This window comes from Paenibacillus sp. FSL M8-0228 (assembly GCF_038007385.1).
In the GTDB taxonomy this organism is placed as follows: domain Bacteria; phylum Bacillota; class Bacilli; order Paenibacillales; family Paenibacillaceae; genus Paenibacillus; species Paenibacillus polymyxa_D.
On record NZ_JBBOXA010000001.1, the window covers coordinates 2,588,299 to 2,602,941 of the forward strand.

The following is a 14,643-nucleotide window of genomic DNA, read 5'->3' on the forward strand; positions in this document are numbered from 1 at the left end:
ATTACATTTCGTGTAAAGTGGTGAAAATTGTAATATATAGGAATAGTGTAGACCAAGGATCAAAGGTTCAATACTCGCTATACAGAGAAGAAACTCATGGGCTGAAAGGTTTCTCGCCGCGAATGAACGTTTCCCTGCCTTGCGAGCTGTAGCGGTTTGTATGATAAACCGTTACCGGCTAGACGCCGTTATCTAATGAAGGACCGTTCCGTGTATGGCTACGGTCAAATGAAGGGTGGTACCACGACACATTCGTCCCTGACGGATGTGTCTTTTTGCGTACATTTTATCGTCCAACAAGGAGGAAGCTACACATGCGCCAAAGCCAATTATTACTGACAACCTTGCGTGAAGCAACCGCAGAAGCTGAAGTGATCAGTCATCAGCTTATGCTGCGGGGAGGATTTATCCGCCAACTGGCGGCTGGAATGTACACCTATATGCCCCTGGGCAGACGGGTGCTCAGAAAAGTAGAGCAAATCGTACGGGATGAAATGGATCGCGTAGGGGCTGGGGAGCTGCTGATGCCTGTATTGCAGCCAACGGAGCTGTGGCAAGAATCAGGAAGATACGATGTTTATGGTCCTGAGTTGATGCGTTTGCAAGATCGGCATGGTCGGGAGTTTGCTTTGGGGCCTACACATGAAGAGGTCATTACGTCTTTAATACGAAATGAAGTGAATTCTTATCGCAAATTGCCTGTAACGTTGTATCAAATTCAAACCAAATTTCGGGATGAACGACGTCCGCGATTTGGCCTGCTTCGCAGTAGAGAATTTTTGATGAAGGATGCCTATTCGTTTGATGCACATTGGGAAGGACTAGATCATACCTATTCGACCATGTTCCAGGCATATCATCGCATTTTCACTCGCTGTGGTCTAAACTTTCGTGCAGTAGAAGCAGATGCGGGTGCCATTGGTGGCGAAGGTGAAACCCATGAATTTATGGCTCTAGCTGATATTGGAGAGGACACCATTGTAGCATGTACCTGCTGTGAATATGCAGCTAATCTTGAAAAAGCCGTGGCGCGATCGACGGGAAAAATAGAAATATCTCCTGTCTCATATAAAAATGAACAAGTCAGCCCTCCTTCTTTTGATACAGCTAAAATGGAAAAATTCCATACTCCAGGCCTGTGTACAATAGATCAACTGGTTGAATCGCTTCACATAGAGCCCAAAGAAATCATCAAAACACTGATTTATATGGCTGACGATCAACCTATTGCTGTAGTTGTTAGGGGGGATCATGAGGTTAACGAAGTGAAAATTAAACATATTTTAGGTAGTGAAAAATTCGAAATAGCAAGTACAAACATCGTGTCAAAGGCGACTGGAACCCCCTCGGGGTTCATAGGCCCATGCGGATTGACAATCCCTGTGTGGGTGGATTACGCCGTTGTCCAAATGTCCAGCGGTATCGCAGGCGCGAACGAGCTGGATTACCATTATCGACATGTGAACCCAAGGCGCGATATAGATCTTCGGCATGTGGCTGACTTGCGCAATGTCATAGAAGGGGATAGATGTCCTCGATGTGACGAAGGGGAATTGAAACTTCATCGTGGAATTGAGATCGGACACGTATTTAAATTGGGCACCAAATATAGTGAGAAGCTGGGTGCGACCTTTCTGGATGCGTCTGGAGCTGAGCAAGCGATGATTATGGGCTGCTATGGCATTGGCTTATCCCGGATCCTTTCTGCCATTGTAGAGCAAAATCACGATCAGAACGGAATGATATGGCCTTATGCACTAGCCCCGTTTCAAGTTCATATTATTCCGATTTCTGTGAAAGACAGGCTTCAGATGCAAATAGCCGAGAAATTACACAACCAGCTGCAGGATCGCGGTGTGGAGGTGCTGCTGGATGATCGGGAGGAACGGCCTGGGGTTAAATTCAAAGACTCCGATTTAGTAGGTATTCCCGTGCGCATCATCGTAGGTAAAGATGCCGAACACGGGAAAGTAGAGTTAGTGGAACGAAAAAGCTGCAACAAAGAGACGATTCGTATTGAAGATGTAGAGAGACGAATATTGGAACTACACTAAGCATCTATATCCCGTAGAATATGGCCTTCTCCGAGTGTAATCTCATGAAAGTCCGCCATCTGACGTGCCTGAAACCGGATTGGCTTGTCCCGACCTATCATAATGATATTTTGAACGTCGGCAGCGCCTTCCGAGGGGAGCGAGAAAGTTGAGACATAGGCAAATTCTTCACGTAACGTTGTATGAATGGCATTGATCAAATGGTCGTGTTCACTTTTGCCCATTAAATTCATGATCAGGGAGCCTTCGGAATCCAGCTTTTCTTTGGCCATCTTGAAAAATTCCCAGGATACTAAATGCAAGGGCGTACCCAGCTCCGTGAAGGCGTCCAAAATAACATAGTCATAAGCATCCGGCGCTTCCTTCTCCAGAAGGCGTCGTCCATCGCCAACAGTCACATTATCCTGATCGTATCCAAAGAATGTTCGGCTGAACTCTACAACTTGTGCATCCAGCTCGGCAATCTTAAAACGTTTATCTGTAAAATGACCCGCTATTGTACCTATACCGTGCCCGATAACAAATACATCTTCAAATGATGGATCGTTCAGCTCCATAAGATGGATAATTGCTCTCGGATATTCGAACAAAATGCGTTGTGGATGATTCAAGTCCACCGCGCCTTGGACGGCTGTATTTGAAAACTGCATCACCCGAAATAATCCCTTTTCACCATACAGCTCGGTGGTTTCGTATACTGTGATTTCATGATTATGGCTCAACTTTTTGTACAAGACATCCAAGTGAATGATCTCCTTCAAGTCAGACTTCCTCTTCATCTTAGACATGGATAGGGAGATTGTCCATAGATGAGGAGAAATGAAAGTACACATTTTCAAGCATCCCTAATTAGGTAGAATTGTTTATTTTTCCATAACAGAGTTGTTTAAACTTGTTCGTATGTCCTTTAGGAGATATAATATACAAGGATATAATGAAGTTCGTTGTGTATATTCATATAGGAAGAGAGCGGGATATTATGGGACGTAAGTGGAATAACATTAAAGAAAAGAAGGCATCCAAGGATGCTAATACGAGTCGTATATATGCTAAATTTGGCGTGGAAATTTATGTGGCAGCCAAACAAGGCGAACCTGATCCTGAATCCAATCGGGTACTAAGAGTAGTTCTAGAACGTGCAAAAACGTACAATGTACCCAAAGCAATCATTGACCGTGCTATTGAAAAAGCAAAAGGTGCTGGCGATGAAAACTACGTAGAGCTTCGTTATGAAGGTTTCGGACCGAACGGTTCCATGGTCATTGTAGATGCGCTGACCAATAACGTTAACCGTACAGCATCGGATGTGCGTTCTGCTTTTACTAAAAATGGTGGTAGCCTGGGCGTGAGCGGATCTGTAGCCTACATGTTTGATTCAACAGCAGTTATTGGTCTGGTGGGTAAAACCGCAGATGAAGTGCTGGAGCTACTGATGGAGGCAGATGTAGAGGTACGTGACATCATTGAAGAAGATGAAGCCGTCATCGTATATGCAGAGCCTGATCAATTCCATGCTGTGCAGGAAGCTTTCAAACAAGCAGGAGTAACTGAGTTTACCGTTGCGGAGCTCACCATGCTTGCCCAAAATGATATTTCTCTTCCAGAAGATGCACAGGTTCAATTCGATAAATTGATTGATGCATTAGAAGATTTGGAGGATGTTCAGCAGGTTTACCACAATGTAGACTCTGAGGAATAGTCTTTGTTAATTAGTTTGTAAAAACACCGTATTTAGATACGGTCAGATTGTCGAGAAACCCCGTCATTTTGAGACGTGGGTTTCTTTTTCACATCATAATGCTCTGGTCTCTGGAGAAGCAGGGGGGGTTACCCCTGTTTCTCCAGGCGAGCTAGGTGGATCGCCATCTTCTTCATGTTCTGCACGGCTGCCGTCATAAGGGCTTGTTCCCTGACGTTTGGAAGACCGCGCAAACGGCAATAGCGAAACCCATGGAGCTCTTTGGCATCCGCGAAGCTTCGCTCAATCGTCTCTTTTCGTTTGCGGTACAGCTTTTTACCAGATGGGCTCAGCCGGTTGCTCCGTACCCACTCTTTGCTGTCTTCCCAGACATGCCGAGTCACCACTTTGCGGTGGTTTCGAGACTGGGTACACTGACTTAGCAGTGGGCAATGCTGGCACTGAGCTGGGTCAGAGGCATACTGCCGGTATCCCTTACGGTCCGTCGTTCGGTAGGGCAGTTCCTGTTGGGCTGGGCATCTATACGCATTGCGTTTGGCATCGTATTCAAACTTCCATTTCGGAAACAGTCCTTGTCTGGGATGGAATCTTCGGTGAGCAATCACGGCAAAAATCTTTCGGTTCTGCAAACCTCGGCAAATCGGCGTTGTTAAATAACCTGAATCTAGTGCAACAGCTTCTACTTGAAAACCAAAACGTTCTCTTTGGCGATCCAAACGGGACAAATAGGGGACAGAATCATGTACATTCCCTGGTGTCACATACACGTCCGTAATCAGATTGTACTTCATATCCACCGTGCGGTGGTCCAGATAGAAGAAGCCTTCGGGCTTGCCATCACGGATCATATAGCCGCTGTCCGGGTCTGTTTTGCTCACTTTAATTTCTTTTTCTTCGTTCACTTCCTCTCGGGATTTTAAGGCTTTTTTCCGTGGTTTCTCCGGTCATCCTTCACCGCTTCGTTCAGCTCGTCCATATAGTCTTTAGTATTCTGCAACACTTGTTCTTTGGTGTACTGGTGCCTGTTAGCATTGGCTTTGACGTGTGTGGAATCGGTGACGAGAACACGCCCACCCACCATTCGGTGAGAGATCGCCTGCAGCACAATTTCATCGAAGATATCTTGAAAGATCGTGGTGTCTTTAAAGCGAGTGCGACGATTCCAGCTAATCGTCGTATGGTCCGGAACTTTATCCGTTAAGCCCAACCCCAGAAACCAACGATAAGCTAGGTTCGTCTGAATTTCTCGCTCGAGTTGCCGTTCTGAGCGAATGCCATAGAAATAACCGAGAAAGATCATTTTAAACAATACGGTAGGATCAATGGCAGGACGCCCGTTGTCTGCACAATACAGTGGTCGAACTTTATCATCGATAAACGAAAAATCGATATACTTATCTACTTTGCGGAGCAAGTGATCTTGAGGAACCAGATCTTCGATGGAAACAAATTCGTAGGATTGTTGTTTTTCGCGGTTGGAGCGTAGCATATCAACACCATCCGTTCTACAATAGTTACCTATATTATACAACATTAACGCGGTGTCGTCTTAAACAAAATTAACATAAAATAGGCTGTCGAGACTTTCTCGACAGCCTGACCGTATTTAGATACGGTGTTTTTTTGTATAGTAATCATCGGACCTCTTATAGTTATTTCTTTTTAGGGTCATAAGAATAACTGGGATATTTGACAACGGGCCATTTTACCTTTCGTAAATTTGAGATCACATCAGTACCTACATGTAAATTACTCTGAATCAGTTCTGTAGGCGTAAGGGCCATCCATTGATTCAAGGAAACATCTGCAAAACGGTCACTTTTAAACATTTCAAGAAACCAAAGTGTGCTGGAGCCTGTATTTTGAATGTAATGACCGTAAGCAAAAGGCACATATCCAACATCTCCGGCTCTAAAATCAAACGTACGGGCTGCACCATTACCGCCAAAGACAGTCATCCGTCCTTGCCCGGCAAGATAGTATTGCCATTCGTCATTATTAGGATGCCAGTGCATTTCTCGCATGGCGCCGGGCTCAATCTCAACAAGAGCAGCTGCAATGGTTTTGGAAATCGGAAAATTGGAGGAGTCGACGATTCGTACGCTTCCGCCCGGCGTTTTGATTGGGGGCTGGGCTAGTAATTCATGCTTGAAGGACTGAGGTATCGTACCATAGGGAGAGGAAACCGCTTGGCTTTGAAGAGAACCGGGAACGGAATCCTGATAGATATATACTTGGTCTTGAGGAATTGCTGCAAAATCAGCTTCTGGTACACCAAAATTTGCAGAAAGTACGTCTTTGGGAGTATGTGCGAACCAATCGGAGATGGATAGGGTGTTCAGATCGGAGAAACTACCATCATCAAAAACCAGCAAAAATTCGCACCCATCCTCAAGTCCCTGTATAGAGTGCGGAATGCCAGGAGGGAAATACCAGAGATCTCCGGGACCCACATCAGCAATAAAATTACGTCCATTTTGGTCTACTGCCGTAATGCGAGCACTTCCCAACAGCATATATGACCATTCCGCTTGCTGATGCCAGTGAAGCTCACGTACACCACCCGGTGTCAAACTCATATTCACCCCGGCAAGGGTTGTAGCAATAGGTAATTCCCTTACCGTTACTTCTCTTGACCACCCACCGTGATTAAGCTGCATATGGGCATCAGAAAAAGAAAATCTCATATTTGGAATGAGACCATTGTCCGTTACGGGGGGAACCAGCATATCGGGATTCTGTAGATCCCTCATCACATCACGTGGACCCTTGTCGATGCCCCCAGCACCATCACATCTGATGGGTTGGGGGATTCTTGCATTTTTAGGGCAATCATTATGCATCATTAAATCTTCCTCTCCAGGTTGAAGCTTGATGAAGTATGGGATAAGAAAATACGCATAAAGATTTTATGATCATGTAGTGAGTTTTATGCTGTATGCGTTAGATCTGTAAACTGAGCCTGAATGATTTGAGCTAAATCGTGCGGACTTAACTCCAGTTGGGTCCCAATTTTCCCACCGCTTACAACGATGGCTTCCAGTTCCAATGCAGGCTGGTCGATAAAAGTGGGGTAGAGCTTTTTCATTCCAATGGGGGAGCAGCCACCGCGAATATATCCCGTAAACTTTTGCAAATCCTTAACTGGAAGCATTTCAATTTTTTTCTCTCCCGCGGATTTGGCTGCTTTTTTGAGATCAAGCTCTTTATGTACAGGAATTACAAAAACAAACAGATTTTGTTTGCTGTGTGCAACCAAAGTTTTGAAAACTATCTCCGGGGCTCTATCGATTTTCTCAGCCACATTCATACCGTCTATTTTTCCATCTTGATGATCATAACTCAAAATATTGTATTGTATATGTTGCCCGTCCAATATGCGCATGGCGTTTGTTTTGCTGGCACTCATCTTATTTCTTCCTTTCTTTAGAGTTTTTCCAAGTGATCCACATAATCCTTTGCATCCTTAAGGGAAAGATCCTTAGCCGTTCTCAGTTCTTTTATGGCTTGAATCTTTTTTCCTTCCCTAATGAGCAGGAGCAACCTTTCATTGATATCTTCTGAAGCTCCTGCATCTAGAATATGTGGAGGAGAGGCAGGGATGGTGCCTGACAGCGATGTTCCTTGTATTCCTGAACGATTTTCTAGACGCTCCACGTCGGATTTCAAGTCATTAAGCCGAGATTGAAGGCTGTAGACCTTAATTAAAAGTATGACGGAGAGGAGCAATGCGATGATTGCTATATACTCAATAGCTGACAACAGAATTCCCCCCTATTTAAGTGACTTTCAACGCAGAAATGCTGCACTAAAAATTTATTTCTTATTTATAGTATAGCATGATGATAGAGGAGAAGAGGAAAAGGCGTACAAATTGACTTTTTACAGGCAGAGCGTTATATTACAACTTATTATAAACCTTTTAATAAATACTGGAAAAGGAGTGTATTCAAATACAACCAGTCTCCAATAACACCATTCGGGTTAAACAAATTAATGTAGAGTTAGTTAAAAACACACTGAAATCCAAGGAATATGCAACCAAGTCATCGATAGCCAGTATCACAGGTCTTAGTGTGGCAACCTGCGGAAATATTCTGAATGAGCTTCTTCAAACCGGGGAAGTATTAGAGACGGAATTGGAAGAGTCGAACGGCGGACGTCCGGCTAGACGTTACAAATATAACGCTGATTATTCTTATATTATCTGTTTAAATGTGAAAACGGAAGGCGGTATACATTCTCTTACTTATGCTGTTGCTAATTTGCTTGGTGATATCATCATCGAGAATACTTCCATTGTGCCTCATATTGATTATGAGGTCATAGAAACCAAAATTGGAGAGCTGATTAATAACTATGGAAACGTCAAAGCCATTGGAATTGGCATCCCCGGGGTTGTTCATCAAGGAATTATCGATGTTTGTGATCTCGACCTGCTCATAGGAGTCCCTGTAGGTCCACAGCTTCAAGATAAATACGGATTAGAAGTTACCATTGAAAATGATATGCATTTAACAGTCTACGGATTTTATAACATGCAGAATTATGATGAGGATAAAACCTTTGCTATTGTTACGTTTCCAAAAGACAATTTCCCCGGAGCGGGTTTTATTGTCGATGGACATTTGTTAAAAGGAAATACCAAATTTGCGGGGGAAGTTTCCTTCTTACCTTTTGATTTAACAAGAGAGGAACAGCTTAAACAGTTAAATAGCACAGAGGGATTTGTTCCTCTGGCGATCCAAACGATAACTTCCATTATTGCGATTATAGACCCTGTATCTATCGCTTTGACTGGAGAGTTATCCAAGCCGAATCTGTTGGACGATATTTATAACGGCTGTCTAAAAGATGTACCCAAAGAACATATGCCCGAAATTTTTGTGAAAAACGATACTCATGATGAATACATGTTTGGGTTGATTTCAGTGACCCTTGAAAGTCTGACGTACAATTTGCAATTGGTGGAGAAAAGGAAATAGGGCATCGTTCAATAAAGCATGAGAGGATGAGATTAATGAATCAAAAATCGATTGCATGGACTACAGGGACATGGACTAATCATCCTGTATCATCCATAGAAGAAGACCAGTTCCTTAAAGTTGAAACCAGAGAAGGAAGCGACTACTGGGAAAAAACTTTGTATGGGTTTGAACGCAGTAGCGGACATTCCCTGCTTACAGACTGGGAAGAAGGCTCTGCCATCGAAGTCACGTTTCAATTAGGCTCATTTACGGAGCTTTACGATCAGGCCGGTATAATGCTGTATCAAGGACAACAAAAGTGGATTAAAGCCGGAATCGAATTAAATGACGGAATTCCTCAACTGGCAGTCGTAGTCACAGATGGCTATTCCGATTGGTCATTAGCTCCTGTACCCGATTGGGTAGGGAAAAATGTCACGATCCGTGCTTCACAACTACAGGACGCGGTTATCATTAGAGCCCGAACCGAAAATCAAAGCTGGCGCACTGTACGTGTAGCACGTTTTCCTTATGAAACGGGACAACAGGCAGGTCCTTTTGCCTGCGCGCCGACTCGAGCCGGCTTTCAGGTTATCTTTACACGCTGGGTAAGTACTGAACCAGATAGAGATATTCATGTAGATCCGCCATTTGAAGAATAGTCATTTTACTCAATAATAGAAGAGTTATAAATATGGGAGTAATTATTGGAGATAATACTGTGATAAGTTCTGGATGTTTTTAAAATAAAACTTGACATGAAACGCGTTACAAACCTTAAGATTCAATTAGAAGTACTTTATAACACATTTGCATAAGGGTAACGTGTTTTTATCCTAGTTAATAAAAAACATCAGCAAAGGCGGAGAAAATATGAGTACACAGTTTCCAAAAGATTTCCTGTGGGGCGGAGCAGTTGCTGCTAATCAGCTCGAAGGCGCTTATCAAGAAGATGGAAAAGGCTGGTCCATTCAGGATGTAACTCCTCGTGGTGGTTGGGGGCCCGTTACGGATGTACCCACAGAAGATAACATGAAATTGATCGGTATTGATTTTTATCATCATTATAAAGAAGATATCAAACTCTTCGCGGAAATGGGTTTCAAAGTATTCCGTACTTCTATCGCATGGTCACGTATTTTCCCTAAAGGTGACGAACTGGAGCCTAACGAAAAAGGCTTGCAATTTTATGATGATTTGTTTGATGAACTTCACAAATATGGAATTGAGCCACTCGTTACACTATCTCACTATGAAACACCTTTACATTTGTCCAGAGAATACGATGGTTGGGTAAACCGTAAGCTTGTTGATTTTTATGAGCGCTATGCTACAACTGTATTTAATCGCTACAAAGATAAAGTTAAATACTGGTTGACTTTCAATGAAATCAACTCCATTCTTGAAGCACCATTCATGAGTGGAGGAATTAGCACACCAAAAGATCAACTTAGTGAGCAAGATCTTTATCAAGCTATTCACCATGAGCTTGTAGCGAGTGCAAGAGCGGTAAAAATCGGTCATCAGATCAACCCTGATTTCAAAATTGGCTGTATGGTGCTGAGTATGCCTACTTATCCGCTGACACCAAATCCAGACGATGTCATTGCTGCGATGGAATTTGATCACAGAAACATGGCATTTGCCGATATTCACGCAAGAGGTCAATACCCAGGTTACATGAAACGTTTCTTTAAAGAAAACGGAATTACTATTCACTTTGAACCAAGTGATGCCGAAGATTTGAAACATACCGTTGATTTTATCTCGTTCAGCTATTATATGAGTACTTGTGAGACAGCTGACGAAGCTAAAAAAGTCAAAGGTGAAGGTAATATCCTTGGTGGTGTCATCAATCCGCATCTTGAGGCAAGTGAGTGGGGCTGGCAAATTGATCCGCAAGGTTTACGTTATGTCCTGAACACGTTCTATGATCGCTTACAAAAACCACTATTCATCGTTGAAAATGGTCTGGGCGCCGTTGATGAACTGATTACAAATGAAAAAGGCGAAAAAACGGTTGAAGATGACTACCGGATCAACTACCTGAATGATCATTTGGTTCAAGTTGGAGAAGCTATTGAGGACGGAGTAGAGGTTTTGGGCTATACGTCTTGGGGATGTATTGACCTTGTCAGCGCATCGACCGCTCAGCTTAAGAAACGTTATGGCTACATTTACGTAGATCGTCACGATGATGGCAGCGGTACACTTGAAAGATATCCGAAGAAATCGTTCCATTGGTATAAAGAAGTTATTGCTACGAATGGTGAAAGCTTGAAACGTTAATTTATAAATAATCCAGTGATTAATTATATATAAATGAAGGCTTATAGATAGCGACCGCTTTTTTTCTTTTACGAAGCGGTTGCTAATTTTTTAGGGGTGTTAGAATTGGACAAAAATTAATTACTAATATATATTAAGACTTATTAAAACGATAATAATAACTATACAGAAAATAGAGTCCAGTATAAATTAATGATTTTTAATGATGAGGGCTACAGAAGGAGGAAAATAATGAAGATTGAGCATGTAGCGATCTGGGTGAGAGACTTAGAAAAGATGAAGAGTTTTTACGAGCAATACTTTGATGGGAAATCTAATGATAAATATTATAATGCGACAAAAGGGTTTGAGTCCTATTTTATCACTTTTGAGGATGGAGCAAGGTTAGAAGTTATGCGCAAAACGGGAGTAGATCATTCTCCACAGATCAATATTACGGGCTGGGCTCATGTGGCATTTTCCGTTGGAAGTAAAGCACTGGTGAATGAAAAGACAGAGCAGCTCATGCTTGCAGGATATGAAGTAGTGGGTCAGCCAAGATTGACAGGTGACGGCTATTATGAAAGCGTAATTAAAGATCCAGAAGGTAATTTAGTGGAAATTTCAATGTGAGTAGCTTTTCAGTTCTGAAGAGTGAGCATGTGGAATCCTACAATGAAGCTTTAAAAGAAATCTGACTTCTGTATCTAAATAAGCGAAGCGAGGATGGATCGGTGGTAATGTGCCTTCTGGTGTGATTGCGGTTGAAAACCCTTGCAAGGTCACCCGTAAAATCACCGAAGATGATAAGTACAAATATAAAAGGAATAACAATAAACTACAGCTCACTCGGAGCTGTAGTTTATTGTCTTAAAAAGAGTATGACCAAACGAAAGAACATTTTTGCACAGATTTGTTTAGGGAATAATGCAATAATGTGCTTAAGTGGAATATTTTCAGCCTATTCAGAAAGGAAAGAATAATTATGAAATTGATGTTTATATCAGATATTCACGGCTCACTGCATTGGTTGCAATTGGCACTGGAAAAGTTCAGGGAGGAGAAAGCCGATCGTCTTGTCCTGCTCGGAGATTATATGTACCACGGACCACGTAATCCGTTACCAGAAGGGTATAATCCGGCAGAAGTCGCCGCACTGCTGAATAAGCACAAGTCCCATATTGCGGTTTCTGTGCGCGGAAATTGCGATGCAGAGGTGGATCAGATGCTGCTGGAGTTTCCTATGATGGGTGATTATGCTTTGCTATACCATGAAGGACGGAGAATCTATGTCACGCACGGACATGGCTTTAGTATCGGAAATTTACCACCACTAGAAGCGGGAGATGTGTTTATCCAGGGACATACTCATATTCCGGTAGCGGATGTGGAAAATGGGATCTTTATACTGAACCCCGGTTCGATCTCGCTGCCAAAAGAAAACTATCCATCCTCTTACGGTGTGTTGGAGGGGGCACAATTCACTGTGAAGGATTTTGATGGGAATACAGTGAAAGCAATCACATTTTCAAAGTAATTTACTCCAATGTGAATGTAAATTATTGAAAGTTTTCCGCTTCGATTGAGACAAAGATCATATTATTGTATGATAGGAGCGGAGTCTACATTATGAAAAAGAAAGAGAGCTTCAATACATGCAAATTAAGGATTCACATTATAAGATGCCGCCTGAATGGGCGCCACATGAACGCACGTATATTTCTTGGCCTGTAAAATCTTCAATGGTTTACCCGGATATGCATGCTGATGTATGCAAGGGCTATGCCGGAATTGTACGCGCCATGGCGGAATTTGAACCAGTTACTGTGGTCGTAAATCCGGAAGATTTGGAGAGCGTTAAGGCGCTTGAACTTGGGGAACGGGTAGAACTGCTGTCGATTGAGCACAGCGATGCGTGGCTGCGTGATAACGGCCCTACTTTTCTCACAGACGAGCATGGTCAGTTGGCAGGTGTTAACTGGAAGTTTAACGCCTGGGGTGGCAAATACGCCCCATGGGACCTGGATGACCAGGTTGCACCGCAAATTTTGGACAAACTTGGAGTTCCACGGTTTGATGCACCGGTTGTGATGGAAGGCGGCTCACTGCACGTAGATGGCGAAGGCACACTGATTACAACCGAAGAGTGTTTGCTCAATTCCAACCGAAATCCGGAATTAAGCAGAGAAGAAATTGAACGGCATGTATGTGAGTATACAGGTGCCGAGAAGATAATATGGCTAAAACGTGGTCTTAGTGGCGACGAAACAGACGGTCATGTGGACAATATTGCTTGTTTTGCAGCTCCTGGCAAGGTCATTATGCAAGTGTGTGATGATCCTGAGGATGAAAATTACGAAATCACGCAGGAAAACCTGCGCATTCTGGAGCAAGCAACGGATGCCAAAGGCCGTAAGCTGGAAGTGATTCGAATCGGTCAGCCGCCGCGTGTGGATTATGAAGACAGCCGATTGACACTGAGTTATATTAACTTCTATTTTGTGAATGGCGGTATTATTTTGCCAGTGTTCGGCGGCACTGCCGCTGAGAGTGATCTTGCAGCTGAGCAAGTGCTGGCAAATGTATTCCCAGATCGCACCATTCGTACTGTAGACGGTATGGCGGTCATCCGTGAAGGCGGTAACGTGCACTGTACGACCCAGCAGATGCCTGCTGTAAAGCGTTGAACGATACAACATCTAAAAGGAGGACTAAAGTGAGAAAAGTAAAAGTTGCAGCAACTCAAATGAGCTGTTCTACCAATATCGAAGAAAATATTAGTAAAGCAGAGAAGTTAGTACGTGAAGCGGCTGCGCAGGGCGCACAAATTATTTTGCTACAGGAGTTGTTCGAGACTCCATATTTCTGCCAGAAGGAAAAGTCTGATTATTATTCATATGCCACTGAGCTGGAGCACAACAAAGCGGTTAACCATTTTAGGAAAATCGCCAAAGAATTACAGGTTGTGCTGCCAATCAGCTTCTATGAAAAGAAAAACTACGCGCGCTACAACAGTCTTGCCGTCATTGACGCAGACGGTGAAGTGTTAGGTAAATACCGCAAAAGCCACATCCCGGACGGTCCTGGGTATGAGGAAAAATTTTATTTTAATCCGGGCGATACCGGTTTTAAAGTATGGAATACACGTTATGCCAAAATTGGGGTAGGCGTGTGCTGGGACCAATGGTATCCTGAGGCGGCCCGCTGTATGGCGCTCATGGGCGCAGAACTTTTGTTCTATCCGACAGCTATTGGCTCGGAACCGCAGGATTCTGCCATTGATTCCAAGGATCACTGGCAGACTTGCATGCTGGGTCATGCGGCTTCCAACCTGATTCCAGTCATAGCTTCCAATCGGATCGGAACTGAAACGGACGAAGACTCCAGTATTACATTCTACGGTTCATCCTTTATTGCCGGACATCAAGGTAACAAGATCGCAGAAGCGGGTCGTACCGATGAAGAAGTGCTTACTGCTGAATTTGACCTGGATGAGCTGGAAGTAGGACGGATTGAATGGGGCATTTTCCGTGACCGTCGTCCTGAACTGTACAATATGATTGCCACCTATGATGGTGATTTAAAAGTATAATCTTGATACGGATAGACAAGTCTCCCTTGACATCAAGCCGGGGTGTTTCCTTTCATTGGACTC

At 43.4% G+C, this 14,643-nt stretch carries 14 protein-coding genes; 9 read left to right on the plus strand and 5 right to left on the minus strand.

Features of this window, described 5'->3' with window-relative positions; translation table 11 throughout:
• Positions 1-314: 314 nt before the first annotated feature.
• Positions 315-2,054: a proline--tRNA ligase gene (locus MKY98_RS11865; RefSeq protein ID WP_069011663.1), complete on the plus strand. Its 1,740-nt coding sequence runs from the start codon at positions 315-317 to the stop codon at positions 2,052-2,054.
• Here the strand turns inward: MKY98_RS11865 and MKY98_RS11870 are convergent.
• Positions 2,051-2,815, minus strand: coding sequence for a spermidine synthase (locus tag MKY98_RS11870; RefSeq protein ID WP_080658550.1), 765 nt, complete (start codon positions 2,813-2,815; stop codon positions 2,051-2,053). The two genes, MKY98_RS11865 and MKY98_RS11870, sit on opposite strands and share 4 nt — an antisense overlap.
• 218 nt (positions 2,816-3,033) lie before the next feature.
• On the opposite strand from MKY98_RS11870, the gene MKY98_RS11875 reads away from it, so the two are divergent.
• On the plus strand, positions 3,034-3,753 hold the full coding sequence (locus MKY98_RS11875) for a YebC/PmpR family DNA-binding transcriptional regulator (protein ID WP_013310214.1): 720 nt from the start codon (positions 3,034-3,036) through the stop codon (positions 3,751-3,753).
• Positions 3,754-3,881: 128 nt separating this feature from the next.
• On the opposite strand, the gene MKY98_RS11880 is transcribed toward MKY98_RS11875, so the two are convergent.
• The 4 genes from MKY98_RS11880 to MKY98_RS11895 form a co-directional block, all read right to left on the minus strand.
• A protein-coding gene (locus MKY98_RS11880) for an IS1182 family transposase (protein ID WP_341011430.1) occupies positions 3,882-5,242 on the minus strand; the annotation gives its coding sequence in 2 pieces (ribosomal slippage) (positions 3,882-4,675 and positions 4,675-5,242; 1,362 coding nt in all).
• Positions 5,243-5,405: 163 nt separating this feature from the next.
• Complete coding sequence (locus MKY98_RS11885) at positions 5,406-6,596, minus strand: oxalate decarboxylase family bicupin (protein ID WP_069011190.1); 1,191 nt, start codon at positions 6,594-6,596, stop codon at positions 5,406-5,408.
• Between the two features lie 86 nt (positions 6,597-6,682).
• Positions 6,683-7,162, minus strand: a complete 480-nt coding sequence (gene ybaK, locus MKY98_RS11890; RefSeq protein ID WP_069011189.1) for a Cys-tRNA(Pro) deacylase — start codon at positions 7,160-7,162, stop codon at positions 6,683-6,685.
• Between the two features lie 17 nt (positions 7,163-7,179).
• The gene (locus MKY98_RS11895) at positions 7,180-7,515 is read right to left on the minus strand and encodes a ribosomal protein L7/L12 (protein WP_069011188.1); all 336 of its coding nucleotides are present in this window, start codon (positions 7,513-7,515) and stop codon (positions 7,180-7,182) included.
• 314 nt (positions 7,516-7,829) lie between these two features.
• On the opposite strand from MKY98_RS11895, the gene MKY98_RS11900 reads away from it, so the two are divergent.
• The 7 genes from MKY98_RS11900 (at position 7,830) to aguB (ending at position 14,580) form a co-directional block, all read left to right on the plus strand.
• A complete protein-coding gene (locus MKY98_RS11900; protein WP_080658555.1) occupies positions 7,830-8,738 on the plus strand; it encodes an ROK family protein in 909 nt (302 codons plus the stop codon).
• A gap of 35 nt (positions 8,739-8,773) precedes the next feature.
• Positions 8,774-9,382, plus strand: coding sequence for a DUF1349 domain-containing protein (locus tag MKY98_RS11905; protein WP_029515109.1), 609 nt, complete (start codon positions 8,774-8,776; stop codon positions 9,380-9,382).
• A 211-nt stretch (positions 9,383-9,593) separates the two neighbouring features.
• Positions 9,594-11,009: a glycoside hydrolase family 1 protein gene (locus MKY98_RS11910; protein WP_069011187.1), complete on the plus strand. Its 1,416-nt coding sequence runs from the start codon at positions 9,594-9,596 to the stop codon at positions 11,007-11,009.
• A gap of 231 nt (positions 11,010-11,240) precedes the next feature.
• On the plus strand, positions 11,241-11,621 hold the full coding sequence (locus tag MKY98_RS11915; protein WP_069011186.1) for a VOC family protein: 381 nt from the start codon (positions 11,241-11,243) through the stop codon (positions 11,619-11,621).
• Positions 11,622-11,973: 352 nt separating this feature from the next.
• Positions 11,974-12,525 (plus strand): phosphodiesterase, encoded by a 552-nt coding sequence (gene yfcE, locus MKY98_RS11920; RefSeq protein ID WP_029515104.1) that lies wholly within the window; start codon positions 11,974-11,976, stop codon positions 12,523-12,525.
• 118 nt (positions 12,526-12,643) lie between these two features.
• Positions 12,644-13,675: an agmatine deiminase family protein gene (locus MKY98_RS11925; RefSeq protein WP_069011185.1), complete on the plus strand. Its 1,032-nt coding sequence runs from the start codon at positions 12,644-12,646 to the stop codon at positions 13,673-13,675.
• Positions 13,676-13,704: 29 nt separating this feature from the next.
• On the plus strand, positions 13,705-14,580 hold the full coding sequence (aguB, locus tag MKY98_RS11930) for an N-carbamoylputrescine amidase (RefSeq protein ID WP_029515101.1): 876 nt from the start codon (positions 13,705-13,707) through the stop codon (positions 14,578-14,580).
• Positions 14,581-14,643 lie beyond the last annotated feature (63 nt).

What these genes read in the sequence shown, in the direction of transcription:
- MKY98_RS11925 (WP_069011185.1), top strand. Translation starts at nt 12,644, where the DNA reads ATGCAAATTAAGGATTCACATTATAAGATGCCGCCTGAATGGGCGCCA.
- MKY98_RS11865 (WP_069011663.1), top strand. Translation starts at nt 315, where the DNA reads ATGCGCCAAAGCCAATTATTACTGACAACCTTGCGTGAAGCAACCGCA.
- MKY98_RS11885 (WP_069011190.1), bottom strand. Translation starts at nt 6,596, where the DNA reads ATGCATAATGATTGCCCTAAAAATGCAAGAATCCCCCAACCCATCAGA.
- MKY98_RS11905 (WP_029515109.1), top strand. Translation starts at nt 8,774, where the DNA reads ATGAATCAAAAATCGATTGCATGGACTACAGGGACATGGACTAATCAT.
- ybaK (WP_069011189.1), bottom strand. Translation starts at nt 7,162, where the DNA reads ATGAGTGCCAGCAAAACAAACGCCATGCGCATATTGGACGGGCAACAT.
- yfcE (WP_029515104.1), top strand. Translation starts at nt 11,974, where the DNA reads ATGAAATTGATGTTTATATCAGATATTCACGGCTCACTGCATTGGTTG.
- MKY98_RS11875 (WP_013310214.1), top strand. Translation starts at nt 3,034, where the DNA reads ATGGGACGTAAGTGGAATAACATTAAAGAAAAGAAGGCATCCAAGGAT.
- MKY98_RS11910 (WP_069011187.1), top strand. Translation starts at nt 9,594, where the DNA reads ATGAGTACACAGTTTCCAAAAGATTTCCTGTGGGGCGGAGCAGTTGCT.
- MKY98_RS11915 (WP_069011186.1), top strand. Translation starts at nt 11,241, where the DNA reads ATGAAGATTGAGCATGTAGCGATCTGGGTGAGAGACTTAGAAAAGATG.